Below are 25,052 nucleotides of genomic sequence, written 5' to 3'. Positions count from 1 at the left end.
ACTTGCGTGCTCACGTGTGGAACGGACTCAGTTCTTCGGCGCTTCGGCGGGAGCGGCAGGCTCGGGCGCGCTGGGCACCGACGCGTCCGGCTGGCCGGCCGAGGGAGCCGGCGCGGCGGCGCCCGGGACGACCGGGATGGAGGCGTCGTCGCGATGATTTTCCATCACGCCGCCTTGGGACACGGCCGGGGCCGGGCGGCCCAGGTAGGCCAGCGCGGCGGTGGCGACGAAAAAGACCACGGCCGCCCATTTGGTGATGCGCGACAGGAAGTTGGCCGCGCCGGCGGCGCCGAACAGGCTGCCGGCGGAGCCGCCGCCGAAGGCGGAGCCCATGTCGGCGCCCTTGCCTTGCTGGAGCAGGACCAGCACGATGATGGTCAGGGCGGAAATGACCTGCACGATGAGCAGGACGGTCATAAGGACAGACATTCAAACACTCCGGGTTGTGGCGCCCGCCTCGGCGATGCGCAGGAATTCTTCGGCTTGCAGCGCGGCGCCGCCGATCAGGCCGCCATCGATGTCCTGCATGGCGAACAGGGAAGCCGCGTTGGCGGCCTTGACGCTGCCGCCGTACAGGACGCGCACGCCGGGGCTGCCGGCCTGGGCGAGCCGGGCGCGGATGGCGGCGTGGACTTCCTGGGCCTGTTCGGGGCTGGCGGTCTTGCCGGTGCCGATGGCCCAGACCGGCTCATAGGCCAGGACCATGGCGCCGACGGCCTGGCTGCCCAGGGCGAGCACCGGGGCGAGCTGCTCGGCGATGACGTCCAGGGTCCGGCCGGCGTCGCGCTCGGCCAGGGTCTCGCCCACGCAGACGACGGGGGTGATACCCACGGCCAGCGCGGCCTGGGCCTTGGCGGCGACCAGCTCGCTGGTTTCGCCGTGCATGGCCCGGCGCTCCGAGTGGCCGACCAGGACGTAGCGGCAGCCGAATTCGGCCAGCATGGGGCCGGCGACTTCGCCGGTGTAGGCGCCCTGCGCATGGACGCTGATATCTTGCGCGCCCCAGGCGATGTCGGAATCCGTCAGGGCGGATTCGGTCTGGCTCAGGTAGGGAAACGGCACGCAAACGCCGACGTCGCACGCGGCGGCGCCGGAAGACTGGTTCCAGGCGCTGCGGATGGCCGACAGCAACTGGCCGTTGCCGGCCAGGCTGCCGTGCATTTTCCAGTTGCCGAGCACCAGGGGGCGGATGTTCTGTGTAGTTGTCATCGACAAGAAGCGGGTATCGGTCGCGCTGAGCCCAAAAACCAATAAAACGCGCGCGGGCAAAATGTCGATTGTATCGGCTTCCGGGCCTGGTCTGCAGCGGTGTCGTAAAAAATGCCGCTGCGCAGCGGGGCTGCCCCCCCGAGGAGGCGTTTTGCCTTGGGTCGGCCCGGCGGCAAAAAAGCTGCCGCGGATCTTATCCTCACCCGGGGGAACGAACTTTCAAACGGTCAGCACGATCTTGCCGACGTGCTCGCCCGCTTCCATCATCGCGTGCGCCTTGGCGGCATCCTTGAGCGGGAAGGTCGCGTGCACGACGGGTTTGAGGCGCCCCGCCTCGATCAGCGGCCAGACGTGCTGCTTCAGCTGCTGCGCGACTTCGCCCTTGAATTCGGCCGAGCGCGGGCGCAGGGTGGACCCGGTGATGGTCTGGCGGCGGCGCAGGACGCGGTTGAAGTCGATCTGGCCCTTGGCCCCGCCCAGCAGCGCGATGATGACGATGCGGCCGTCGTCGGCCATGCATTGCAGGTCGCGGTTGACGTAGTCGCCGGCCACCATGTCCAGCACGACGTCGACGCCGCGCTTGTCGGTCAGGCGGGCCACTTCTTCGACGAAGTCCTGGCTCTTGTAGTTGATGCCGGCGGTGGCGCCCAGCTGCTCGACGGCGGCGACGCGGTCGTCGCTGCCCACCGTCGCGTAGACGGGGTTGCCCAGGGCCTTGGCGAGCTGGATGGCCGTGGTGCCGATGCCGCTGGCGCCGCCGTGCACGAGCAGGGATTCGCCCTGGGCCAGCCTGCCGCGCATGAAGACATTGCTCCAGACGGTGAAATAGGTTTCCGGAATGCCGGCGGCCTCGACCATGCTCAGGCCCTTGGGAATGGGCAGGGCCTGGGTGGCGGGCACCGCGCAGTATTCGGCGTAGCCGCCGCCGTTGACCAGCGCGCAGACCTCGTCGCCCACGGCAAAGCCCTGCGCGCCCTCGCCCACCGCCGCCACCGTGCCGGCCACTTCCAGGCCGGGCAGGTCGGAGGCCCCCGGGGGAGGCGGATAGGTGCCCTGGCGCTGCGCGACGTCGGGGCGGTTGACGCCGGCCGCGGCGACCTTGATCAGGATCTCGCCCTTGCCGGCCGAGGGCATGGGACGTTCGGCGGGCTTGAGCACTTCGGGGCCGCCCGGCTGGGTGATTTCGATGGCGATCATGGCGTGGCTTCCAAACTTGCTGGTTGCGAAGGCGGTCATCATATACGGCTATGCCTCCCCTATTCCTATCAGGGTTTTACGGCCGTGGCAGGCGCATGGCGCCGAGGCGGAAGCTGCCATAGCCAAACGGAATAACCGCAACGAATAAATTCATTCTTATTTCATGGGCGGATTGCCTAGACTTGCACGGGTCGACATTCCGGCCCCGGCGCGCCTGGGCCGTCCAGCATTCCCGATCACGCAGAGAACAGCAAACCATGAGCACTCAAGCCAAGGTCGTCGAGGGCAAGGCTACGCCCCGCGGCAAATACCCCCACATCAAGCGCGCCGGCGATTTCCTGTTCGTCTCGGGCACCAGTTCGCGCCGCGCCGACAACAGCCTGGCCGGCGTGGAAGTGGACGCCATGGGCACGGCCAAATTCGACATCCGCGCGCAGACCCGTGCCGTGCTGGAGAACATCAGCGACATCCTGGGTACGCAGGGCGCCTCGCTCGAGGACGTGGTCGAGATCGGCACCTTCCTGGTCGATATGAGCGATTTCGGCGGCTACAACGAGGTCTACGGCGAGTTCTTCGACTTCGACGGCCCGGCCCGCACCACGGTCGCCGTGCACCAGCTGCCGCACCCCCACCTGCGCATCGAGATCAAGGCCGTGGCCTACAAGCCGCTCTGAGCCGGGCCGGACGAGGAAACATCATGAAAATCGACATGCACGCCCACCACTTCCCGCGCATCACGCGCGAGGAAGCCGCCGCCCTGAGCGCCGATCGCGGTCCCTGGCTGCGCGTGGACGAAGGCGGCAAGACCGGCCAGATCATGCGCGCCGACCGGCCTTTCCGCCCGGTCTACGATTCGCTCTGGGACCCGCACGCGCGCCTGGCCGAGATGGACGCGCAAGGCGTGGACATCCAGATCACCTGCGCCACCCCCATCATGTTCGGCTACGAGTTCGCGCCCGAGAAGGTCCTGCCCTGGGCTCAGCGCATGAACGACCTGGCGCTCGAGTTCTGTGCCGCCGCGCCCAAGCGCCTGGTGGCGCTGGCCCAGGTGCCGCTGCAGGACATCGACGCCGCCTGCCGCGAGGCCTCGCGCGCCAAGGCCACCGGCCACCACGGCGTGCAGATCGGCAACCACCTGGGCGACCGCGACCTCGACGACGAGGGCCTGGTCACCTTCCTGCAGCACTGCGCCAACGAAAACATCCCGCTGCTGGTCCACCCCTGGGACATGATGGGCGGCAACCGCATGAAGCAGTGGATGCTGCCCTGGCTGGTGGCGATGCCCGCGGAAACGCAGCTGGGCATCCTGTCGCTGATCCTGTCGGGCGCCTTCGAGCGCATTCCCGAATCGCTGAAGATCTGTTTCGCGCACGGCGGCGGCTCGTTCGCCTTCATGCTGGGCCGGGTCGACAACGCCTGGAAGCACCGCGACATCATCCGCAAGGACTGCCCGCGCCTGCCCTCCGAATACTGCAAGCGCTTCTACGTGGACTCGGCGGTGTTCGACCATGGCGCGCTGCGCCTGCTGGCCGAGGTGATGGGCACGGACCGCATCATGCTCGGTTCGGACTATCCCTTCCCGCTGGGCGAGCAGTCCATAGGCAAGCTGGTGGCCGAGCAGCCCGGCTTTACCGACGCGGACAAGCGCGCGATCTACGCGGGCAATGCCGTCGAGTTCTTCGGTCTCCAGTCGCTGGTCGGCTGAGCTTCCGTTTTCCACCCCCACGAGGAATCACCATGAGTTTCTTCACCACGCTGCGCCGCACGTCCGTCGCGATGACCGTTGGCCTGGCCCTGGCCGGCGCGGGAGTACAGAGTGTCCATGCCGCCTACCCCGACCGGCCGATCCGCCTGATCGTTCCCTCGCCTCCGGGAGACGGTTCGGACACGCTGGCCCGCAATATGAGCAAGGCCATGAGCGAGTTCCTGGGCCAGAGCCTGGTGATCGAGAACAAGCCGGGCGCGGGCGGCAGCATCGCGTCGGACCTGGCCGCCAAGGCCGCGCCCGACGGCTACACGGTGCTGCTGGGCAATGCCAGCACGCACGCAGTGACCCCGGGCCTGTACAGCAAGCTGCCCTACGATGCGGACAAGGCCTTCGCCGCCGTGTCGCTGCTGGCCAGCGCGCCCAACGTGCTGGTAGTCACGCCGACGCTGCCGGTCAAGACCGTCGGCGATTTCATCGCCTATGCCAAGGCCAATCCCGGCAAGCTCAACGTGGGTTCGGCGGGTAACGGCAGCCTGTCGCATCTGTCGGGCATCCTGTTCAACTCGATGGCCGGCGTGGACATCGCGCACGTGCCCTACAAGGGCGCGGCGCCGGCCGTCACCGGCGTGATGGGCGGCGAGATCTCGGCGCTGATGATCAACATCCCCACGGTGTCGCAGCAGATCCAGTCCGGCAAGCTGCGCGCGCTGGCGGTGAGCAGCCTGCAGCGCTCGCCGGCGCTGCCCGACGTGCCGACGCTGGACGAGTCCGGCCTGAAGGGCTACAACACCGAGGCCTGGTTCGGCCTGTTCGTGCCCGCCGGCACGCCGGAGGCCGTGATCGCCAAGCTGCAGTCGGCCGCCGACGCCGCGCTCAAGAACGAAGCCGTGCTGACCAACATCCGGAACATGGGCGCCGTGCCCAAGGACCTGAAAGGCAAGGCGTTCGCGGATTTCGTCAAACAGGAAGCCGCCAAATACGACGCGATCATCAAGCAGGCCAACGTGCGAATCGACTAAGCTAGAGGCTTCGCGATCCGTACCGGCCGCGGCGCCCTGCGCCGCGGCCGTTTCACCAGCATGAACCCACACCGTCCCCCCCTGCTCGTTCCATCCGCCGCGATCCGGCCGCGCCACGCCGGAACGCCGGCATGAGCGGAGCCGCGCCGCGCCTGGTTACCGGCAGCTGGGACGAACTGCAAACCGACGCATCCTCGATACGGCAGGCCGTGTTCGTGGATGAGCAATCCGTTCCACTGGAACTGGAATACGACGATGCCGATGCGGTATCGCTGCACGTGGTGGCCTACGACGGCCGCGGCCGACCGGTAGGAACCGGGCGGCTGCTGCCCGACGGACACGTCGGCCGCATGGCGGTCCATCGGCATGCGCGCGGCCTGGGCGTGGGCGGCGCGGTGCTCGATGCGTTGATCGAACAGGCGCGCCAGCGCGGCCATACGCAATTGCTGCTGCACGCCCAGACCCGCGCCCAGGCCTTCTACGAAACGCGCGGTTTCCACGCCGAGGGCGACGAATTCCTGGAGGCCGGCATCGTGCACGTCTTGATGGTGCGCGCCCTGGAAATGCGGGCATGAGCACGTCCGCCCGGACGGCCGGAGGCGGCGCGCCCTCCGCCGCGCTCTCTCCTGCTCTGGCGCTGCTCGGCATCCTGCTGGTCGCCGCCACGCTGCGTTCCCCGCTGACCGGCGTCGGCCCGCTGCTGGGCGACATCCGCGCCGACACCGGCCTGGACGGCGGCACGGCCGGGCTGCTCAACACCCTGCCGTTATTGGCTTTCGGGATTTTTTCCCTGCTGGCGCCCACGCTGGGCCGCCGCCTCGGGCTGGACCGCACGCTGTTCCTCGCCATGGCGCTGCTGTCGCTGGGCATCGTGCTGCGTTCGATGCCCGGCGTGCCGCTGCTGTTCATCGGCACGCTGATAGCCGGCATCACGATAGCCGTCGGCAACGTCATGATGCCGGTGCTGGTCAAGCGCGAGTTCCCTACGCGGGTCGGCCCCATGACGGGCGCCTACTCCGTCTTCATGACCATGACCGCGGGCCTGGCGGCCGGCGTCGCGGTGCCGGTGGCCAACCTCCTGCCGGGCGGCTGGCGCACGTCGCTGGCTTGCGTACTGGTGTTCACCGTACCGGCCGCGCTGGTCTGGCTGCATCGCAGCAGGCGGGCGCCGCCGGCCTCGGCGGCGCCCGGCGGACAGTCCGCGGCCCGCACCAATGTCTGGCGCTCGCCGCTGGCCTGGCAGGTCACCCTCTTCAACGGCATCCAGGCCTTCAATTTCTACATCCTGATGTCCTGGCTGCCGTCGATGCTGCACGACCAGGGGATGACGGCGGTCCAGGCAGGCTGGATGGTCTCGATGATGCAAGTGGCGGCCTTGCTCAGCAACATCATGGTTTCGACGATCTCGACGCGCGTGCGCGACCAGAAGCTGCTGGGGCTGGCCGTATCGCTGCTGTGCCTGGCGGGCTTTGCCGGCATCGCGTTCTACCCGCCCTGGATCATGCTGTGGATCTGCGTGGCCGGCGCCGGGCTGGGAGGCAGCCTGCTGCTGTCGCTGGCCTGCGTGAGCCTGCGCTCGGCTACGGCGCAGCAGGCAATATCGTTGTCGGGCATGGCCCAGAGCGTGGGCTATCTGATCGGCGCAGCCGGCCCGGTGGTATGCGGCCTGCTGCGGGACTGGTCCGGCAGCTGGCTGCCGGCGCTGGTGCTCATCATGGCCATGGCCGCCGTGCAATGCTGGTTCGGCTACCGCGCGGGCCGGCCGCTGACGATAGGCGAGCACGCCCCGGCGCCGCAGCGCTGACCGCGGCTCGGCCCGCTCCCCCGCGTCGGCCGTGCGAAGTCAAGCCTGCAGGGGCGCGTCCGGCGCGCTGGCGGCGATCAGCTGCAGCAGCCGGTCCAGGTCCACCGGCTTGGTGAGGTAGTCGTCGAACCCGTGCGCCAGGGCCTCTTCCTGGTCGAACGCCGCGCTGCGCCCGGTTACGGCGATCAGCGTAATGGGCTGCAAATAGGCGATTTCGCGGATCATGCTGGCCACTTCCAGGCCATTCGGCGAGGGCATGTCGATATCCAGCACCATGACCTGCGGCCGCCATGACAACGCCACTTCCATCGCGGCCGATCCGCCGCCCACGAAGCGCACGTCGTGGAACCTGCTGCACGCCTCGGCCAATGCCTCCGCGGCGCTGACGTAGTTGTCCACGACCAGGACCCGGCAAGACCTGCTCTGCTCCATGATGCCTTCCTCCTGACCATCGTCGCGCATGCTGTGCCGTGCACCGGCGCCGGCGAGCGGTCCTGGCAGTCCCCCGCGCCCTTCCTCCACGACCTGGCCGGCGGACTGGCGCAGCCACGTACGTTCATTCAACGGATAACGAAACATTCCAATACTCTCCCAGCGGTAGTACGTGGCCCAGCAAGCCTCATTCCCGGTACTGCTTACATCTGCCGGGCTGGCCGGCGCAGCGGAAAGCGTCTATAACAGGTCGAAAAAGCCGGACGCATCGCCGATGCCGCGGCACCATAACGTGCGGCAACTGCCTGCCGCAATCCTTGTTGCCATGAAAAACATTCTTCAGTACATGCGCCAATTGCGCCAGCGGCGGCTCGCCGCCTTCGAACTCTCCCTGTTCCAGGAAGCGGAGGAACAAGAGAGCGCCGGGGCCGGCCGGCTGGCCAAGGCCTATGGCCATACCGAGGTCGACGCCCGCGTGCTGCGCCGCCGGCTGGCGGAACTCGAATACGACGACGAAAACTAGTGTGTTTCGTCCATGCGCGGCCAGGCGGCAAAAAGCTTGAATAGCGTGCGCGAGCCGCGTGCGTTTGAATACAATCTGCGTATTCCCCGGCTCTGCCGGGCCGGCCTGCGGGCCTCATGCAAAAACCAGAACCGGAACCCGTCATGAACAAGCTATCCGCCGCGCTGTCGAGCCTGCTGGCGCTGTCCGCATGCGCCATCGGCCCGGGCTCGAGCTCCTGGCACAAGGAAAGCGCTTCCGCCGAGCAGGCCGAGCACGACCGCCTGCAATGCGAGCGCCAGGCCCGCCTGAGCGCGCCGTCCGCCAGCGCTCCCTCGTACCGCGGCATCAATGCCGGCAGCGGCTCGGGCGTCAGCGACGGCCTGGCCAATGCCGAGCGCCAGTCCGGCATCGCAAACGACTGCATGCGCTCGCGGGGCTATAGCATTAGGTAAACCCCCTGCGCGCTTACGCGCGCCCCCAGGGGGCGGTGCAGGCGGACCGGCGGAGCCGGATCCGCTGCACCCTGGATCTCACCTCAACGTGCTTCATCGGGTAGGGATCGAGGCAGGGTAGCGCTGGAATTGGGATGCGACAGTTTTTTCACACGGAGAACCACCATGCTGTCTCTGCTCGGAACTTTGCTCGTCGGCCTGGTCGTCGGCCTTATTGCGCGTGCCATCAAACCCGGTAGCGACAACATGGGCTGGATCATGACCATCGTCCTGGGCGTGGCCGGCTCGCTGCTGGCGGGCTATGCGGGCCGCGGCCTGGGCTGGTACGAGCCCGGCGAGCCCGCGGGCTGGATCGCCTCGGTCGTGGGAGCCATCGTCCTGCTGGTGATCGTCGGGATGCTGCGCAAGAAATCCTGACGGTGCCGCCTCACGCCAGCGGGGAACAGCCGGCTCCCCAAGCTTTCGACCGGCGCACGCTGATGGCCCTGCTGGTCGCCGGCACCTTCTTCATGGAGAACCTCGACGCCACGGTCATCGCGCCCGCGCTGCCCGCCATGGCCCGCAGCTTCTCCGTCCAGCCGGTCGAACTCAACACCGGCATTTCCGCATACATGCTGACGCTCGGCGTGTTCATCCCCGTCAGCGGATGGATCGCCGAGCGTTTCGGCGCGCGGCGGGTGTTCGCCCTCGCCATCGCGCTGTTCACGCTGGCCTCGCTGCTGTGCGGGCTGGCCGCCACCCTGCCCCAGTTCGTCGCCGCCCGCATCCTGCAAGGCATGGGCGGCGCGCTGATGGTGCCGGTGGGCCGGCTCGTCGTCTTGCGCGCCACGCCCAAGGAACGCCTGATCGCCGCCATCGCCACCCTGACCTGGCCGGCGCTGGTCGCGCCGGTATTAGGGCCGCCGCTGGGCGGACTGATCGTCGATCACCTGGACTGGCGCTGGATCTTCTACCTGAACCTGCCGCTGGGCGTGATCGCGTGCTGGCTCGCGCTGCGGCTGGTGCCCGAAACGCCCGGCCAGCGGGACCGCGCCTTCGACTGGCCTGGCTTCCTGCTGACCGGGGCGGCGCTGTTCTGCCTGATGCTTGCGGCCGAATGGCTGGCCCAGCCCGAAGCCGGCTGGAACGGCGCCGCCGCGGCCGGCCTGCTCGGCGCGGCGCTGCTGGCGCTGGGCCTGCGCCACCTCAAGCGCGCGCCGCAGCCCATGCTGCACCTGGCCCCGCTGCGCGTACGCACTTTCGCCGTCACGATCTGGGGCGGCTCGCTGTTCCGCATGGGCGTCAGCGCCATTCCCTTCCTGCTGCCGCTGATGCTGCAGATCGGTTTCGGCTACGACTCCTTCCACGCCGGCCTGATGCTGATGGCGGTGTTCGCCGGCAACCTGGCGATGAAGCCGATGACCACGCGGGTTCTGCGCCGCTGGGGCTTTCGCCGGGTGCTGGTGGTCAACGGCCTGATCAACGCCGCAGCCATCGCCGCCTGCGCCAGCTTCACCGCCGACATGTCCATCGCCTACGCGTGCGCGGTGCTGTTCATCAGCGGCCTGTCGCGCTCCATGCAGTTCACCGCGCTGAACACCATCGCCTTCGCCGACGTCGAGCAGCGCCTGATGCCCAGCGCCAACACGCTGTTTTCGACCGGCTTCCAGCTCGCCATCGGCCTGGGCATCACCGTGGGCGCGATCGCCTGGCGCTTGGGCGAAGCCGTCTCCGGCGCCGCCGACCCGGCCGCGCCCTTCCGCATCGCTTTCGTCATCGTGGCCGGCGTCGCGCTGCTGGGCGTGCTCGACTGCATGAGGCTGGCCCGCGATGCGGGAGATCACGTCGCGCGGGCGGATGTGCGCAGGTAGATGACGGCCCCTTCCACCTTGGCCTCGTAGCTGCGGATATCCCGCGTGCAGGGCGGCGAAACCGCCTTTCCCGTCCGGATGTCGAACATGCCCTCGTGCAGCGGGCATTCGATCAGGCAGCCGTCCTGGATGAGTCCCTCCGACAGCTCTGCATCGCCATGCGTACATTGGTTGTCGGTGGCATAGATCTCCCCCTCGACCTTGTACAGACAGACCGAGACATCCTCCATCCGGGACGCGAGCGTCCCGTCCTCGGGCACCTCCTCGTAGCCCGCAACCGCGATCCAGCCGGCGCCGCTCATGCTTCCCTCGTCATCAGATCGATGTAGTGCTGCTCCATGTGGTGAAGCGCGCCTTCGAGCGGGGACATCGGGCCCGGCTTCAGGAACTTCGATGCGGCGGCATTCTGAAGCGACTCCACCATGACCGCGTCTTCGGCAATGATCTGCTTGACGAACTCTCGATATTTGCCGAGTTCCGCCTCGTAATCGGGGATCGAGAAGGCGTTGTCCGGGAACAGCAGGTAGCAAATGATGCGCGTTTCATTCGGCGATACGGGCCACACATGCCACATGCGCAGGCTGTCTGCGCGCATGGACAGGTTCAGGTTCGGATAAATGCCTGCCTTGCAGGCGATACCCGGCGACTTGTCCTGGGCCCAGGGAAGCGTGGGAAATACCTGCTGCCCTCCCTTCGAATGGGGGCGAGCCTCGTACTGCGTGTGCCAGCCTCCGTCCCGCTCCAGTTGGAAGCCGATTTTTTCTCCCTTGACGAAGCCGCCGAACGTGCTGCGGTGAATGACCCCCACGTGATAGATGTCGATCAGGTTCTCGACCAGGAATTTCCAGTTGCATTTGACGTCGATCACGACTTTGTCGGCAAGCCGGCACTCGCCGGACTGGAACCACCAGAGTTTCTCTTCGTAGGGTTCGATGAACTCCTCGAAAGGCTGCGGGCTCTCCGAGAAATTCGTGAAGATCCAGCCGCGCCAGATCTTCACCGGCAATTGCGTGAGGCTCGCGCCGGTCATATCGACTTCCGACTCCTTCATGCCCGGCGCGGCAATGAGTCGTCCACCCACATCGAACAGCCACGCATGATAGGGACAGCTGAAGTCCTTCGCGTTGCCGCATCCGCTGGCCACGGCGACGCCGCGGTGCAGGCACATGTTCATGCACACCCGGATCTCGTCCGGCGCCGGGCGCGAAATGATGATCGGCTCGTTCATGACAGAGAACGTCATGTAATCGCCCACGTTCGGGATTTCCTCGACGCGCCCGACGGAAAGCCAGTGCGTCATGAAGATGCGCTCTTTCTCCAGCGCATAGATGTCCTCCGAGCTGTAGACCATGCCGGGCAAATGCCTGGCGCGGGGGAGGCTCTCTTTGGTCAATTGGAATTTCGGCGCGAGTTCGCGCATCTGTGCGATGGCAGCGTTCATTCGGTTCTCCTTTCCGGGTCGCCCTATCAACGCCGGAAGTTTATTTCTATAGTCGATCGATTGATAGATCGACTTATAAATCGACCTATAATGAAGCGTGCATCAAAGGAGCTCGCGATGTCCGATACAGCACAGGAAAAAGACCGGCGCGCCCCGGGTCCCGACAAGACGCGCCAGGTCAATGACGTGGAGTACGTCCGGCGGGAAGAGGCGTTGGCCATGCTTGGCGTGAAAAAGGAATCCCTCTACACCTACGTCAGCCGCGGCCTGATCAAGACTCTGCCGGAACCCGGCAGGAAAACCAGCCTCTATCGAAAAGCCGACCTGGAGAAACTGCGCACCCGGTCCAGCGCGAAGAAGGCATCGAAGCCTGTCGCGCACGTCCTGCGGTATGGCGAGCCCATCATCCAGAGCTGGATATGCGACATCGGCGCAGACGGTCCACGCTACCGGGGACACCCGGCCCTGGATCTCGCCAGGGAAGGACGCTCGTTCGAGTACACCGCCGACCTTATCTGGAACGGCATGCCGCCGCCCCGCGACAAACCATGGCCGCCGTCGCGCCACGATGGCCTGCGGGATTTCTGCGACGGCCTGGTCGCGGATTCCGGCGGTTCGGCCGTCATGAGATCGCCGATCCGGCTGCTGAGTTCGATCGGCATGCGGTTCAGCGCGCTGGAAGAACAGGGAGCGGGCTCGCCGTACAACGACATGCATGTGACAGGCATCCGGCTGCTGAGCGCGTTCGCGGGCGTCTCTGGTTATTTCGGCCCCAGGCCGCAGTACCGAACGGCACGCGCCAACGAGTTCATCGCGCACCGCGTGACGTCCGGATTCGGTCTGGGCAGCCGTCCGGATGCCGACGCCATCGCCGGCCTGATCGCGGCGGCGCTGGTATTGAGCGTGGACCACGAGCTGTCCGCGCCCACTTTTTGCGCCCGCATCAGCGCTTCCACCGGCGTCGATGCCTACGCGTGTGTCGCAGCGGCCTTGATGGCCCAGGCTGGTCCCATGCAGGCGGGCGGCATGATGGATGTAGAAGATTTCCTGCAAGAACAACTCCAGGCGCCGCCTTCGGCGATGCCTATGGCGGCAGACGCGCCCTGCTTCGGCCACCCCCTCTACGACAAGGATCCCCGAGCCGAGCTGCTGCTGCGGCTCGTCGGCGAACTCCCAGGCTCCTGCGCCACGGCGGCCCGGCTGTTTGCCTTCATCGAGCAATACCATCGCGCCAGCGGCAAGTTCCCCAACCTGTTTGCCGCGCTGACCGTCCTGACGATGGTACTGGGCCTGCCCAAAGGAACGGCGATCTACCTGCACACGCTCGGGCGCACCGCGGGGTGGCTCGCCCACATCGCAGAGCAGCGGCTGTCCGGAGGCATGCTGCGCCCGCGCGCCCGCTATATGGGCACGTCGCCTGACAGGTTCCTATAAGTCCAGGCCGGCGATCACACTCCTCATCCATTTGTGGGAAGCCTCGGTGTGCGAACGCCGATGCCAGAACTGCCGGACCCTGGCGGCGGGCATGCGCACCGGCAGTTCCATCATCGTCAGCCCAGGCATGCCGAGGACGGCGTTCGCCGGCACGGAGGCGATCAAGTCGGATTGCGAGGCAATGACCGCGCAGCGATGGTAGTGCGTCACCGTGAGCTTGACGCGCCGGTGCTTGCGGTGAGCGGACAGCGCCTCCTCGATCAGCACATCGGTGCTGCCCGAGGTCGCCACAACGTGGTCCCACGCCAGATAGTTGGCAAGCGTCATCCGCTTCTCCAGGCAGGGATGTTCCGCGCGGGCGATGCACACATAGCGGTCGTCGAACAGATGCTGCTGGTAGAAACCGGTGCGCAGGACACCGATATTGCCGATTGCCAGATCGGCCTCGCCGCTGCGCAAGGCATGGGGATAGTCGGCCAGCGGCATGCGCATGGATTCGATCCGCACGCCGGGCGCCATGCGGGCCAGCGCACCCAGCAGCTTTGGCAGCACCACCATCTCGCCCACGTCCGACATCAATAGCTTGAACACCCGGTCGCTGGCCTCCGGCTCGAACCCTCCCACCCGGGCAAAACACGCTTCTATGCCTCCGAGCGCAGCTTCCACCGGCTCGAACAGACGATGCGCCAGCATCGTCGGCTCCATGGCGCGTCCGGCCCGGGTGAACAAAGGATCGGCGCACTGTTCCCTGAGGCGCTTGAGCGCGTTGCTCATCGCCGGCTGCGTCAGGCCGATGGCGAGCGCGGCGCGCGATACGTTGCGCAGCCGATAGATGGCGACGAATACCCTGAGCAGATTGAGATCGAAATTCTTGATATTCATATGATGAATTCAATAAAAATCAATTATTGATTAGACACCTATTGTCCCGGACTTCACCATGAGCGCTTCGTACACCATGGAAAGTAAGGATTGTCAGCATGTCCGAGGACGTAAGAGAAATACCCGTGCTGATCGTGGGAGGAGGTCCGGTCGGCCTGGCCATGTCCCTCGACCTGAGCCGGCGCGGGATACGCTCCGTACTGCTCGAGCAGAGCGATGGAACCATCGAACATCCGCGAACCGGCCTGATCGCCGTGCGTACGATGGAGGCATTCCGCCAATGGGGCATCGCCCAGGAGGTGCGCGCCTGCGGCTTTCCCGAGGACTACGAGCTTTCCATGGTGTTCTGCACCGCCCTCAACGGGCTATTGCTGGATCGCGAGTTCTACCCGGGCATGCGGGACACGCCCACGCCGCCGGAAACCCCGGAGAAAAAACAGCGATGCCCGCAGCTCTGGCTGCAGCCGATCCTGGCGCGCGCCGCGCTCGGCCATGCCGAAACGCAGATCTTGTTCAAGCACCGCTACGAGGCACTGGCCCAGGCCGACGATCACGTCGCCGTGCAGGCGCTGGATCTGGCGACGGGCGCCCGCAAGGACTTCAAGGCACAGTACGTCCTGGCCTGCGACGGCGCCGCGAGCCAGGTGAGAACAGACGTCGGCATCGCCATGCAGGGCCGGCCGCTTGGCTACTCCGTGAACATCCTGATCCGTTCGCCCGGACTGGCCCGCAGGCACCTGATGGGCGAGGCCGAGCGCTACATGTTCGTCGGTCCCGAAGGCATGTGGGGCAACCTGACGGTCGTCGACGGCTCGGACATCTGGCGCCTGACGGTCATGGGATCGCAGGAAAAAATGGACTTGGAATCATTCGACGCATCGTCGTGGGTCCGCCGGGCGATCGGGGAACAGGACGGAGAAGCCCGGACGGATTTCGAAGTGCTCTCGGTCACTCCCTGGCGGCGCAGCGAGACCCTGGCGGACCATTATGCAAGGGGGCGCGTGGTACTGGTGGGCGATTCCGCCCACACCATGTCGCCCACCGGCGGCATGGGCATGAATACGGGCATCCAGGAAGTCCTCGATCTCGGCTGGAAGCTCCAGGGGCTGCTCGAAGGCTGGGGAGGCGACGGCCTGCTGGCCAGCTACGAAATGGAGCGCAGGCCGATCGCCCGGCGGAACATCGGATTCTCGACGCAGAACTTCAAGGCGTGGCAGGATACGCCGGACCCCGCGCGCGTCTGCGACGCCACGCCCGAAGGCGAGCAAATCCGAAAGAGCCTGGGCAAGCGCCTGCGAGAGGCCACCCGCGTGGAATGGGAGTCCATGGGGCTGCAGATCGGCCACCGCTACGAAGATTCGCCGATCTGCGTGCCCGACGGTACGCCGCCCACGCCCGACGACTTCAGGGTGTACCTGCCCACCGCCCGGCCGGGCTCTCGCGCCCCTCACGTCTGGCTGGATGACGGCCGCTCCACGCTGGACCTCTTCGGCCGCTCTTTCGTATTGATGGTGCTGGACAGCGGCGTGGATAGCCAGGCCGAGGCGCTCGCCGCCGCATGCTCCGAACGGCGGGTGCCGCTGGAAATCGTCCGGCTGACCGAGCAGCGCGTACGCGAATCGTATGGCGCCGCGCTCGTTCTGGTGCGGCCGGATGGACACGTGGCATGGCGCGGCCAAGCCATCGCGAACCCGCTGCACCTCACGGACCTTGTCCGCGGAGCCCTGCATCCCCAATGACCCGGCCTCAAAACTACGATCCTTTCCCAGGAGACACCATGATCCGCATCCATCGACGCACGGCATTGCGCAGCGCCCTCGCCTTCGGCCTGGCATGTGCTGCGGCCGGCCATGCCCAGGCAGCCGAAACCGGCTATCCCAATCGCCCTATCAAGCTCGTCGTTCCCTATACCGCCGGCGGCAGCAACGACGTCGTCGCCCGGGTTCTCGGCCAGAAGCTGTCCAGTTACTGGAGCCAGCCCGTCGTCGTGGAGAACCGGCCCGGCGCAGGAGGCAACCTCGGCGCCGCCCACGTAGCGCGCGCCGAGCCCGACGGCTATACCTTGCTCATTACTCCCAACAACCTGCTCACCATGAACCCGGCGCTTTATCGCAAGACGGGAGCCGGCTACGACCCGGTCAAGGATTTCACGCCTATATCCCTGGTTGCCAGCGGCCCCATCATGCTTGCGACGAACGCCGGGTTGCCGGTGAAATCGGTGCGGGAACTGATCGCCTACGCCAAAGCGAATCCGGACAAGCTGAGCTATGCCTCGGCAGGCAGCGGCACGCCGCACCACCTCACGGCCGAGCTCTTCAAGTCGATGACCGGGATACAAATGGTGCACGTGCCGTATCGCGGCGCGGCGCCGGCCGTCACGGACCTTTCCGCAGGACGCGTGCAAGTCATGTTCGGCATTCCGAACTCCCTGATGCCTTTCGTGAAGACCGGGCAATTGCGGGCTCTGGCCGTGAGCGGAAAACGCGAGATGATCGGGCTGCCTACCGTTGCCGATTCAGGCGTTCCGGGCTTCGACTCGGAACTCTGGATAGGATTGACCGCGCCGGCAGGCACGCCGGCGCCGGTCATTCAGAAATTGAACGAGGCGATAGAAAAGGCGATGCGGGATCCCGAAGTGGCCAGCGCGCTCGACGCGCAGGGATTGGCCCCGGCCTGGTCATCCACCGGCGAGTTTGCAGCCCTGGTCAGGAAGGACTCTCAGCGCTGGACGCAGTTGATCGACGAATTGGGCCTCTCGGCCGATTGATCGGGATTGGCGGCAGGCACCATGCCTGCCGCCAATCCCGGCAAAGCGGAAAGGCGGCGAACTCAAACCGGCTTGAAAGGCGTGGCCTGGGAGACCGTCTTGACGTGCATGTATCCCTCCAGCCCCTCGATCCCGCCCTCCCTGCCGTAGCCGCTGTCGCCCACGCCGCCCCACGGCGTTTCCGGCCCGCTCAGGGTGAAGGTGTTGATGCCCACCAGCCCGGCATGCAGTGCATGCGAAACGCGCGTGGCCCGGTCCAGGTCCGACGTGAACACGTAGGATGCCAGTCCGTAGGCGAGCGAATTCGACCTGGCCAGCACTTCGGATTCCCCGCCGAACGGGATCAGCGACGCGACCGGACCGAAGGGCTCTTCATGCAGCAGGCGGGCATCCGGCGGAATGTCGGCCAGCACGGTGGGCTCCCAGAAATAACCCTTCCCTGCCCGCCGGCTTCCTCCCGCCAGCACCCGGGCGCCGCACGCCGCCGCGTCGTCCAGATAGGTTTCCATGGCTTGCAGGCGCCGCGGATTCGCCAGCGGGCCCATGGCGTTGCCTTCGTCCAGCCCGCTGCCGACCCGCAGATCTGCGGCCAGGCTGGCGAATCGCTCCGCGAAGCGCGACATGATCCGTTCATGCACGAAGATCCGGCTGGGCGACACGCAGACCTGCCCGGCGTTGCGGAATTTCGAGCCCACTGCCAGCCGGACCACGCGCTCGACGTCGACGTCGTCGAATACGATGACCGGCGCATGGCCGCCCAGCTCCATGGTCAGCGACTTGAGTCCCTGCGCGGACAGCGCGGCCAGGTGTTTGCCTACCGCGGTCGAGCCGGTGAAAGTGACCTTGCGCACGATAGGCGATGCGATGAGGTACTGCGAAACTTCAGCCGGCACGCCGAACACCAGGTTGAAGACGCCCGCGGGCAGCCCCGCGTCGTGCAAGGCGCGCGTCAGTTCGATGGCGGTGCCGGGGGTTTCTTCCGACGCCTTGAGTATGCAGCAGCACCCCGCCGCCAACGGGCCGGCCATCTTGCGCGAAGGCGTGGTGCCGGGGAAATTCCAGGGCGAGAATGCCGCGACCACGCCCACCGGCTCCTTGAACACGCTCCAGTGCAAGTCCGGATCGCGCGAGGGGATGATTCGTCCGTAGGCCCGGCGGCCTTCTTCCGCCATCCATTCGAAAATGTCGGCGGTCAGCGCGACCTCGATCCGCGACTCCCGTATCGACTTGCCCTGTTCGCGGGTCAGGACGGCGGCGATGGACTCCAGCCTTTCGCGAATCAGGTCGGCCGCCTTCTTCAGGATGCGGCCGCGCTGATAGGCGGGCAGCGCGGACCAGGCCGGCAGGGCGCGCTCGGCGGCGGCCAGCGCGTGGTCCAGGTCGGCCGTGCCGGCCAGCGGCAGCATGCCCAGCACTTCTTCCGTAGCGGGGTCGAGGACGGGCTCGCATGCCCGGCCGCCGCCGCTGATCCATTGTCCGTCGATGTACAACTCGAGTTTCGTGTAGCTCACCGCGATTCTCCAGCAAAATATGGCAATGACAGGCCGCGCCCGGGGATTGTCCGCATGCCCGGCCCCGGCGGCAATTAACTTTGGTTGATGGGGGATATCACGCCAGGCCTCATATCCTGGTGATGGCGACATGCAGCAGCGCGGACCTGCCGTTGCGGACGGCGGCGACGCAGCGCTGGATGGCCTCGGGCAAGGCGGCGGGGTCGGCCACCGTCTCGCCCAGCGCGCCGAAAGCCTCGGCGATCTTGGCATACTCAACCCCTTCCGGCAGCTCGGCCTCGAACCAATCCTGCCCCTGGGCATCGCCGTCCGGATAAACCCGCAGCGTCGATTGCTTGACCGCCGACCAGCCGCCATTGTCCAGGACGACGGTGAGAATGGGCAGCTTCTGCTGGCGCGACACCGCGAATACCGAGTTCGGATTGTTGAAATAGAAACTGCCGTCGCCCACGACCTGGACCACCATGGCGTCCGGCGCCGCCAGCTTGGCGCCCAGCGCCATGCCGCCCGAGGCGCCCAGCCCGCCGCCGCCCACCCGCACCATGGTTCCCGGAATGGGACGCGGGATGTGCATGGCCATGATGCCGGCGTTGCGGACCGCCTCGTTCATGATGATGTCCCGGTCGTCCAGATGCCTGGCCAGTTGCGCGAACAGGTAATGGGTGTTGATCTGGCCGATCTCCCCAGGCATCTCCGCCTTGCTGCGGGCGGCGCGGATGCGCGCTTCCCGCTCCTGGGCGATGGCGGCATTGCGCGCCTGCGCCCGGCGCGCCAGTCCGCCGTCCGCGCGCCGCTGCAGTTCCCGCAGCACCTGCTCGAGCACCCTGGCGCTGCGCGCCTGCACCCGCTCGTTCGCGGGAAACGACCACATGGGCGAATCCTGCTTGAGCACATCGACGTCGATCTGCACCCAGTGCGTATCCGGATTGAAGGCCACGTCCCGCGGGAACCAGGGCACGTCCACGTCGACCATGAAGGCGACGTCGGCGCGGGCGAGGTGCCGGTCCGGCGCGGCGCCGCAGAAATTCGGCCCTTCATGGGAAATGTTGTTGACCATGTTGGGCTCGAAGACCCGAATGCCCGCATAGGCCGCCAGCGCTTCGATCGCCTCCGAGGCGCCGCTGCAGCGGCCGGCATACGCGGTCACCAGGATGGGATGCTCGGCCTGCTCCAGGCGGTCCGCGATGCGGGCGACGACCTCGGGGTCGGCGCCGCTCTCCCGGGCTGGCCCGAACTGGTTCACGCCGTACGCGCGCACCTGCGCCGGCTCCCAGCGCTCGGTCAGGGTCTCGCGCGGCAGCATGAGGTAGGCCGGCCCTTGCGGAGCGGAATGCATGACGGCATGCGCCCGCCTGAGCGTTTCCTTGACGACGGCGCCCGAAGGCAGCGTCCACTCCCATTTCACATAGGGCCTGACCAGGCTGCCCTGGTCGAACGGCTCCTGGACGAAGTGCACGTAGGTGTCGCGCGAGCCGAGCAGCTCGCCCGCGCTGGTGAACGGCGCCTTGCCGGCCATCAGCAGCACGGGTATGCGGCTGCGCAGCAGGTTGTGCATCGCCATCGAGGCGTTCGCCGTGCCCACGTCCACGTGCACCAGCACGCCCTGGCCGCGCCCCGTCACCAGGGCATAGCCGCCCGCCATGTGCGCGGCCGTGCTCTCGTGCGGGCAACGGATGACGGTCGGCGATTTCACGCCCAGCCTGCGCCGCGCCGCCAGCTCCTCGATGATGGGGGCATGGTCGGTCCCCATGTTGCAGAACAGGTAGTCGATGCCGACTTCCAGCAACCCATCCAGGAAATGGCTCGCCGTGGTCTGGGGTCCGGATCCTTGGTCGTGTTTCATGTGTCTTTCCGTAGAGGGATGTCAGTTCATGGCCATGGCGACCGCCTCGGCGCTCAGGCCGAACTCGGCCAGGACCTCCTCGGTATGCTGGCCCAGCGAAGGCGGCGCCAGGCGTATCGAGGCGGGCGTGCGCGAGAACGAGGTGGATACGGCGGTCGTCAGCATGGCGCCGGCGGCCTGCTGTTCGTAGCGGTGGAAGAAACCGGTTTGGGAGAGATACTCGTCCTCCAGCAGGTCTTCCAGTGTGTTGACGGCGCCTGCCGGCACGTCGCCCGCGTCCAGCCGCCTGCGCAGTTCCGCCGTGTCGAACAGCCTGATGCGATCGGCGATGTAGCCGTAGATGGCATCGAAATTCCTGGCCCGGGCTTCCAGCGTGGAGAAACGCGGATCGTCGAAAGCCTCCGGACTGTCGAGCGCGGCCAGCAGCGCCCGCCAATGCGCGTCGGTGTTCGCCATGATGCTGATGTAGCCGTCCCGCGTGGCGTAGGGCCGGCGATGCCGCGACATCAGCCTGGGATAGCCGATCTCGCCGCCCTCCCTGCCGTCGAAGGCCTTGGACCACAAGTGCTCGACCATCAGGAAAGACAGCATGGTTTCGAACATGGGCACGTGCACTTCCTGCCCCAGCCCCGTGCGCTCGCGGTCGAACAGCGCCATGCCGATGGCCGAGGCCAGCATCTGCCCGGTGTATTTGTCGGCGATGACCGTGGGGATGTATCCCGGCGCGGATGTGGTCCTTCCCACCAGGCCCGCCAGGCCGCACTCGCCCTGGATGATGTCGTCGTAGGCAGGCAGGTGCGCGCGCGGGCCGTCGGCCCGATAGCCGGACGACCAGCCGTAGACGATGCGCGGGTTCAAGGCCGAGATCGAGGCGTAGTCGATGCCCAGGCGGGCCGCGGCCTGCGGGCGCATGCCGTGCATGAACACGTCGGCGCGCTTGACCATGTGCATCAGCGCCTCGAGCGCGGCCGGCTTCTTCAGGTCGAGCACCACGCTGCGCTTGTTGCGGTTCACGTTGGCGAAGAAGGCCGCCATGCCGGGCGCCGGAGCCGGGCCGATCTGGCGGTTCAAGTCTCCTATCGGCGGCTCGATCTTGATGACGTCCGCGCCGAGGTCGCCGAGCGTCTGGGAAGCCAGCGGCCCGAGAATGGTGGTGGTGAGGTCGAGCACGCGGATGCCGTGCAAGGGGCCGGATCCCCCCCGCGGTGACACAGATCCGGACGAACGGTCGGACATGGACAATCCTCTGCAATCATGCGCTGCGCCGAGGCAGCCGCGCGAACCGCGCCGGGGCGGTCCGCGTTCGGTTCATTGAATGGAAATCTGGTTGTCGCGGATGATCTTGCCCCACTTCTGGATATCCGCTTCGATCTGGGCGGCGAATTCGGCCGGGGTGTTGCCGACCGGAATGCCGGAGTACTCGCCCAGGCGCGCCTTGACCTCGGGCATGCGCGCGACCTTGATGACGGCCTTGGCCAGTTTGTCGACGATCTCCGGCGGCGTCCCGGCCGGCGCCACCAGGCCGTTCCACACGCTTCCTTCGAAACCGGGCAGTCCCTGCTCGGCGACCGTCGGCAGGTCCGGCATTTCCTCGGAGCGCTTGGCGCCCGTATAGCCCAGCGCGCGCACCCGTCCGGCCTTGATGCCCGGCAGCGCGCCGCTCTCGAAGGCGAACTGCACGCGTCCGGCGGCCATGTCCACCTGGGCATTGCTGCTTCCCTTGTAGGGCACGTGCACCACGTCGATCCCGGCCAGATTGGCGAACATGGCGCCGATCAACTGCGGCGAGGTTCCCGTGCCGGGGGAGGAATAGTTGACCTTGCCGGGATGGGCCTTGGCATAGCGGATCAGCTCCTGCACGTTCCTGGCCGGCAGGTCGGGCGCGGACACCAGGTAGTACGGCAGATTGCTCATGACCGAGACCGGAGCGAAATCCTTGACCGGGTCATAGGGCATCTTGGCGAACAGGCCGGGGTTGATGGCGAGCGTCGTCACCGAGGCGGTGAGCAGCGTATAGCCGTCGGGGGGCGACTTGGCCACGAAATCGGCGCCTATCATCGTGCTGGCGCCGACCTTGTTCTCGACCACCACCGGCTGGCCCAGTTCGACGGCGAGCTTCTCCGCGAACAGGCGGGAAACCATGTCCGCCGCGCCTCCCGCCGCCTGCGGGCAGACCAGCCGGATCGGACGGGTGGGATAAGCGATGTCCGCGGCATGCGCCGCCGTCGTGCCCAAACCCAAGGAGGCAACGACTACACGAACGAGTATCGGGTTCATCTTTGATCACCTTGCTCCAGGTTGACAATCGTCAGGAAAAACATGCGTCGGGGAAAACATGCTCTTGCCGCCGTCTCCGCGCGCCGGCGGCAGCGCGTCTAGCCGGCCGCGGCGAGCGGCACGCTCCAGGCGTCGTAGCCGTATACCCAGCCCGGATCGGTGTCGTGGCGCATCCAGTTGTTCGCCTTGGCGGCGGTCTGCAACTGCGAGGTCCGCGGTCTTCTCGTGGCCTCGTAGCACAGCAGCGCAGCCGGGATCCCTTCTGCCGGGACGCCTTCCAGGCAGCGCGCCAGCACGGCGGCGTCCTCGAGCGCCGCGCTGGCGCCCTGGGCCATGTAAGGCGGCATGGGATGGCAGGCGTCGCCGAGCAGCGTCACGCGCCCCCGGGTCCATGCCGGCATGGGATCGCGCGCCAGCAGGGCCCACTTGAAGACGTCGGGACACGCATCCAGGACGGCCCGCACCTGCGGGTGGAAGCTCGCGAACGCCGCGCGCAGTTCGCCCAGGTCGCCCTTGGTGGACCACGACTCGGTGGTCGCCCATTTGCCGTCGTCGGGCACGCTGGTGGTGAAATAGATCTCGTCGGCCGCGGACGTCGTGTAGTACATGACGATGTGGCGGTCCGGCCCCCACCATTTGATGCGCGAGCGCTCCAGCGGCTGCCCCTGCAGCAGATGCGCGGGAAAGGTCGCCCGGTAGGCGATGCGGCCGGTGAACGTGGGCTGCTCTTCGCCGAACAGGCACTCGCGGACCTGCGAATGCACCCCGTCCGCGCCGATGACCGCATCGGCCCGCGCGGTCGATCCGTCCGCGAACTTCAGCGCGACGCCTTGTCCATCCTGCTCGACATCCACCAGGTGGCGCTCCAGCTCGACGATGTCATGCGGCACCAGCGATTCCAGCGCCGCGTGCAGGTCGCCGCGATGCAGGCACAGGAACGAGGCGCCGTAGCGCTCCTCGACTGCGCCGGCAATCGGATATTCGTTGCTGATGGCCCCCGTATCGAAATCCCGGTTCAGGCTGGACTCCGGAACCAGGGCAACGGCCTTGAGCCGGTCTTCCACGCCCAGGCGCCGCAGCACTTTGCAGGCGTTGGGCGCCATCTGGATGCCCGCCCCCACCCGGGCGAACCGGGATGCCTGTTCATAGATGCGCACGTCGCAGCCGACTTGCCGCAGCGTGGCCGCGGCGGCCAGCCCGCCGATGCCTGCGCCGATGATCGCGATGCGCGGTTTGCTCCGCTGTTGAGCTTCCATGGTCATGACCTCGCCGCGGCCGGTTGCCGCCTGATAAGGACGATCTTGTCGATCTCGAACACCGATTCGCCATGCTGGTTGAGCACGCGGTCGCGGAACGTCACGACGCCGCGGTCCGCCTTGGCGCTGGGCCGCATCGCGATGACCTCGACTTCGGTGTGGATGGTGTCGCCGATCCGCACCGGCAGCAGGAACTTGCCGTTCTCGATGCCCAGAGACGCGAGGATGGAGTCGCGGAACAGGCTTTCCGTCATCGCCGTCGAGATCGACATCACCAGCGCGCTGGGGCAGATCCGCCCGCCGAATTGCGTCTTCCTGGCGTATTCCTCGTCGATGAACAGCGGTACGTGATAGCCCACCAGCGCGCAGAACAGCGAGTGGTCGCTCTCGGTGATCGTGCGGGCGTAGGTCTCGTGCCGGTAGCCCACGTGGTAGTCGTCGTAGAAATGGCTCATGGCCGGCCCCCGAGCACGGCGATCGCGGAGATCTCGATCAATGCGTGGCGGCGGATGAGCCCCTGCACCTGCACGCCGGTGGCGGCCGGACGATGGGTGCCGAAGAATTCCCTGCGGACTTCCGCGGTGTGCCTGTAGTCCGTGGGGTCCACGTAGTAGTCGGTGGTCATCACGATGTCGGCGAAGGATCCGCCCAGCGATCCCAGCAGCCGTTCGAACTTGCGGAATATCTGCCGGGCCTGCTCGGCGATGTCGCCGGGAGCCAGGATCCTGCCCTGATCGTCGGTGCCGGTCGTGCCGGAGATGTATACGGTGTTCCCAGTGCGGATGGCCGGCACGTAGGTGTAGGCCTCCGGCCACGGCTTCGCTCCGGGCATCAATACGGGTTCGTGGCGGTGCACTGGCGTGCCCTCCTGTCGCTGCGCGACATCCTCCCCAAGGAAGGGAGCGCCGCCTTCGGGCGGCCGTGCGGCGTCGCTCATGCCTGGTCCTCCTGGCTCGGTGGAATGATCCGGTAGCAGTGGAATCCCTCCAGGACGGTCTCGCCGCGGTGGTTCACCAGGCGGGTCCCGATCCGGCAGAACTTTCTGTGCGCCTCTTCCCATATCCGTTCGACGACGAATTCCGAGTGGATGGTGTCTCCCACCGAAACGGGATTGAGGAAGCGGCACCCCTGCTCCACGAGCACGAACCCCTCCAGGTGATCGCGTACTTCGGACGCGCCCGCGGCGGTCAGGGATGCCAGCAGCAGGCCGTGGACCAGCGGTTTGCCGAAGCGGGTGGTCTTGGCGTACTCCACGTCATAGTGACTGCGGTGCGTGTCGCCGGTCAGGCCCGAGAAAAGCAGGGAATGCGCGTCGGTCAGCGTTTTCGAAGGCCCGGCGAAACGCAGGCCTTCCGGAACGACGCCGCCGGGCCAACTGCTGGCTGCCAGTCCCGGCTGTGGAATGGAAGATGACATCGAACAATCTCCAGTCATTGCCGTTGACGCCCACGCGTCCAGGCAATAT

Annotated in this window: 27 protein-coding genes; 12 read left to right on the top strand and 15 right to left on the bottom strand. The window is 66.8% G+C overall.

Features of this window, described 5'->3' with window-relative positions:
- Positions 1–27: 27 nt before the first annotated feature.
- The 3 genes from secG to PIGHUM_RS14900 all read right to left on the bottom strand — a co-directional run bounded on the left by secG (position 28) and on the right by PIGHUM_RS14900 (position 2,406).
- Entirely contained in the window at positions 28–429 is a 402-nt protein-coding gene (gene secG / locus PIGHUM_RS14910; protein ID WP_124080352.1) for a preprotein translocase subunit SecG, read from the bottom strand.
- Positions 430–1,209: a triose-phosphate isomerase gene (tpiA, locus tag PIGHUM_RS14905; RefSeq protein WP_124080351.1), complete on the bottom strand. Its 780-nt coding sequence runs from the start codon at positions 1,207–1,209 to the stop codon at positions 430–432.
- 219 nt (positions 1,210–1,428) lie between these two features.
- Positions 1,429–2,406, bottom strand: a complete 978-nt coding sequence (locus PIGHUM_RS14900; RefSeq protein ID WP_124080350.1) for an NAD(P)H-quinone oxidoreductase — start codon at positions 2,404–2,406, stop codon at positions 1,429–1,431.
- A 257-nt stretch (positions 2,407–2,663) separates the two neighbouring features.
- Between PIGHUM_RS14900 and PIGHUM_RS14895 the strand changes: the two genes are divergently transcribed.
- The 5 genes from PIGHUM_RS14895 (at position 2,664) to PIGHUM_RS14875 (ending at position 6,937) form a co-directional block, all read left to right on the top strand.
- A complete protein-coding gene (locus PIGHUM_RS14895; protein ID WP_124080349.1) occupies positions 2,664–3,080 on the top strand; it encodes a RidA family protein in 417 nt (138 codons plus the stop codon).
- Between the two features lie 23 nt (positions 3,081–3,103).
- Positions 3,104–4,111 carry an amidohydrolase family protein gene (locus PIGHUM_RS14890; RefSeq protein ID WP_187697794.1) on the top strand — a complete coding sequence of 336 codons (1,008 nt, stop codon included), beginning with the start codon at positions 3,104–3,106 and terminating at the stop codon, positions 4,109–4,111.
- 32 nt (positions 4,112–4,143) lie between these two features.
- On the top strand, positions 4,144–5,133 hold the full coding sequence (locus PIGHUM_RS14885; protein ID WP_124080348.1) for a Bug family tripartite tricarboxylate transporter substrate binding protein: 990 nt from the start codon (positions 4,144–4,146) through the stop codon (positions 5,131–5,133).
- Positions 5,134–5,264: 131 nt separating this feature from the next.
- The gene (locus PIGHUM_RS14880; protein ID WP_124080347.1) at positions 5,265–5,708 is read left to right on the top strand and encodes a GNAT family N-acetyltransferase; all 444 of its coding nucleotides are present in this window, start codon (positions 5,265–5,267) and stop codon (positions 5,706–5,708) included.
- The gene (locus PIGHUM_RS14875) at positions 5,705–6,937 is read left to right on the top strand and encodes an MFS transporter (RefSeq protein ID WP_124080346.1); all 1,233 of its coding nucleotides are present in this window, start codon (positions 5,705–5,707) and stop codon (positions 6,935–6,937) included. The genes PIGHUM_RS14880 and PIGHUM_RS14875 overlap by 4 nt, the downstream gene beginning before the upstream one ends.
- 39 nt (positions 6,938–6,976) lie before the next feature.
- On the opposite strand, the gene PIGHUM_RS14870 is transcribed toward PIGHUM_RS14875, so the two are convergent.
- The gene (locus PIGHUM_RS14870; RefSeq protein ID WP_160142286.1) at positions 6,977–7,501 is read right to left on the bottom strand and encodes a response regulator; all 525 of its coding nucleotides are present in this window, start codon (positions 7,499–7,501) and stop codon (positions 6,977–6,979) included.
- Positions 7,502–7,541: 40 nt separating this feature from the next.
- Here PIGHUM_RS14870 and PIGHUM_RS14865 point away from each other — a divergent pair, with 40 nt between their 5' ends.
- The 4 genes from PIGHUM_RS14865 (at position 7,542) to PIGHUM_RS14850 (ending at position 10,176) form a co-directional block, all read left to right on the top strand.
- Positions 7,542–7,892: a hypothetical protein gene (locus PIGHUM_RS14865; protein WP_124080344.1), complete on the top strand. Its 351-nt coding sequence runs from the start codon at positions 7,542–7,544 to the stop codon at positions 7,890–7,892.
- A 143-nt stretch (positions 7,893–8,035) separates the two neighbouring features.
- The gene (locus PIGHUM_RS14860; RefSeq protein WP_124080343.1) at positions 8,036–8,326 is read left to right on the top strand and encodes a hypothetical protein; all 291 of its coding nucleotides are present in this window, start codon (positions 8,036–8,038) and stop codon (positions 8,324–8,326) included.
- Between the two features lie 165 nt (positions 8,327–8,491).
- Positions 8,492–8,743 carry a GlsB/YeaQ/YmgE family stress response membrane protein gene (locus PIGHUM_RS14855; RefSeq protein WP_124080342.1) on the top strand — a complete coding sequence of 84 codons (252 nt, stop codon included), beginning with the start codon at positions 8,492–8,494 and terminating at the stop codon, positions 8,741–8,743.
- Positions 8,744–8,745: 2 nt separating this feature from the next.
- The gene (locus PIGHUM_RS14850; protein ID WP_246013201.1) at positions 8,746–10,176 is read left to right on the top strand and encodes an MFS transporter; all 1,431 of its coding nucleotides are present in this window, start codon (positions 8,746–8,748) and stop codon (positions 10,174–10,176) included.
- Here the strand turns inward: PIGHUM_RS14850 and PIGHUM_RS14845 are convergent.
- Both PIGHUM_RS14845 and PIGHUM_RS14840 read right to left on the bottom strand, forming a co-directional pair.
- A complete protein-coding gene (locus PIGHUM_RS14845; protein ID WP_124080341.1) occupies positions 10,146–10,478 on the bottom strand; it encodes a non-heme iron oxygenase ferredoxin subunit in 333 nt (110 codons plus the stop codon). The genes PIGHUM_RS14850 and PIGHUM_RS14845 overlap by 31 nt on opposite strands.
- Positions 10,475–11,617, bottom strand: a complete 1,143-nt coding sequence (locus PIGHUM_RS14840; protein ID WP_124080340.1) for an aromatic ring-hydroxylating oxygenase subunit alpha — start codon at positions 11,615–11,617, stop codon at positions 10,475–10,477. Before PIGHUM_RS14840 ends, PIGHUM_RS14845 begins: the two co-directional genes overlap by 4 nt.
- Before the next feature lie 117 nt (positions 11,618–11,734).
- On the opposite strand from PIGHUM_RS14840, the gene PIGHUM_RS14835 reads away from it, so the two are divergent.
- Complete coding sequence (locus tag PIGHUM_RS14835) at positions 11,735–13,051, top strand: citrate/2-methylcitrate synthase (protein WP_160142285.1); 1,317 nt, start codon at positions 11,735–11,737, stop codon at positions 13,049–13,051.
- On the opposite strand, the gene PIGHUM_RS14830 is transcribed toward PIGHUM_RS14835, so the two are convergent.
- Entirely contained in the window at positions 13,046–13,933 is an 888-nt protein-coding gene (locus PIGHUM_RS14830; protein WP_124080338.1) for a LysR family transcriptional regulator, read from the bottom strand. The two genes, PIGHUM_RS14835 and PIGHUM_RS14830, sit on opposite strands and share 6 nt — an antisense overlap.
- A 98-nt stretch (positions 13,934–14,031) precedes the next feature.
- Here PIGHUM_RS14830 and PIGHUM_RS14825 point away from each other — a divergent pair, with 98 nt between their 5' ends.
- Positions 14,032–15,672, top strand: coding sequence for an FAD-dependent monooxygenase (locus PIGHUM_RS14825; RefSeq protein WP_124080337.1), 1,641 nt, complete (start codon positions 14,032–14,034; stop codon positions 15,670–15,672).
- Positions 15,673–15,710: 38 nt separating this feature from the next.
- Entirely contained in the window at positions 15,711–16,700 is a 990-nt protein-coding gene (locus tag PIGHUM_RS14820; protein WP_124080336.1) for a Bug family tripartite tricarboxylate transporter substrate binding protein, read from the top strand.
- Between the two features lie 62 nt (positions 16,701–16,762).
- Here the strand turns inward: PIGHUM_RS14820 and PIGHUM_RS14815 are convergent, their stop codons facing one another.
- The 8 genes from PIGHUM_RS14815 to PIGHUM_RS14780 all read right to left on the bottom strand — a co-directional run bounded on the left by PIGHUM_RS14815 (position 16,763) and on the right by PIGHUM_RS14780 (position 25,003).
- Positions 16,763–18,217 (bottom strand): NAD-dependent succinate-semialdehyde dehydrogenase, encoded by a 1,455-nt coding sequence (locus PIGHUM_RS14815; RefSeq protein WP_246013215.1) that lies wholly within the window; start codon positions 18,215–18,217, stop codon positions 16,763–16,765.
- Between the two features lie 103 nt (positions 18,218–18,320).
- Entirely contained in the window at positions 18,321–20,054 is a 1,734-nt protein-coding gene (locus tag PIGHUM_RS14810; protein ID WP_124080334.1) for a thiamine pyrophosphate-requiring protein, read from the bottom strand.
- Between the two features lie 21 nt (positions 20,055–20,075).
- Positions 20,076–21,239: a CaiB/BaiF CoA transferase family protein gene (locus PIGHUM_RS14805; protein ID WP_246013199.1), complete on the bottom strand. Its 1,164-nt coding sequence runs from the start codon at positions 21,237–21,239 to the stop codon at positions 20,076–20,078.
- Between the two features lie 123 nt (positions 21,240–21,362).
- The gene (locus PIGHUM_RS14800; protein ID WP_124080332.1) at positions 21,363–22,331 is read right to left on the bottom strand and encodes a Bug family tripartite tricarboxylate transporter substrate binding protein; all 969 of its coding nucleotides are present in this window, start codon (positions 22,329–22,331) and stop codon (positions 21,363–21,365) included.
- A 98-nt stretch (positions 22,332–22,429) separates the two neighbouring features.
- Entirely contained in the window at positions 22,430–23,587 is a 1,158-nt protein-coding gene (locus tag PIGHUM_RS14795) for an FAD-dependent monooxygenase (RefSeq protein ID WP_124080331.1), read from the bottom strand.
- A gap of 2 nt (positions 23,588–23,589) precedes the next feature.
- Entirely contained in the window at positions 23,590–24,042 is a 453-nt protein-coding gene (locus PIGHUM_RS14790; RefSeq protein WP_124080330.1) for a MaoC family dehydratase, read from the bottom strand.
- A complete protein-coding gene (locus PIGHUM_RS14785; protein WP_246013197.1) occupies positions 24,039–24,524 on the bottom strand; it encodes a RidA family protein in 486 nt (161 codons plus the stop codon). The genes PIGHUM_RS14790 and PIGHUM_RS14785 overlap by 4 nt, the downstream gene beginning before the upstream one ends.
- Positions 24,521–25,003 (bottom strand): MaoC/PaaZ C-terminal domain-containing protein, encoded by a 483-nt coding sequence (locus PIGHUM_RS14780; RefSeq protein WP_160142284.1) that lies wholly within the window; start codon positions 25,001–25,003, stop codon positions 24,521–24,523. Before PIGHUM_RS14780 ends, PIGHUM_RS14785 begins: the two co-directional genes overlap by 4 nt.
- Positions 25,004–25,052 lie beyond the last annotated feature (49 nt).

The organism is Pigmentiphaga humi (genome assembly GCF_900606115.1).
In the GTDB taxonomy this organism is placed as follows: domain Bacteria; phylum Pseudomonadota; class Gammaproteobacteria; order Burkholderiales; family Burkholderiaceae_B; genus Pigmentiphaga; species Pigmentiphaga humi.
Note: the sequence above shows the minus strand (reverse complement) of the source record. Positions and strands in the feature narration are given on the sequence as shown.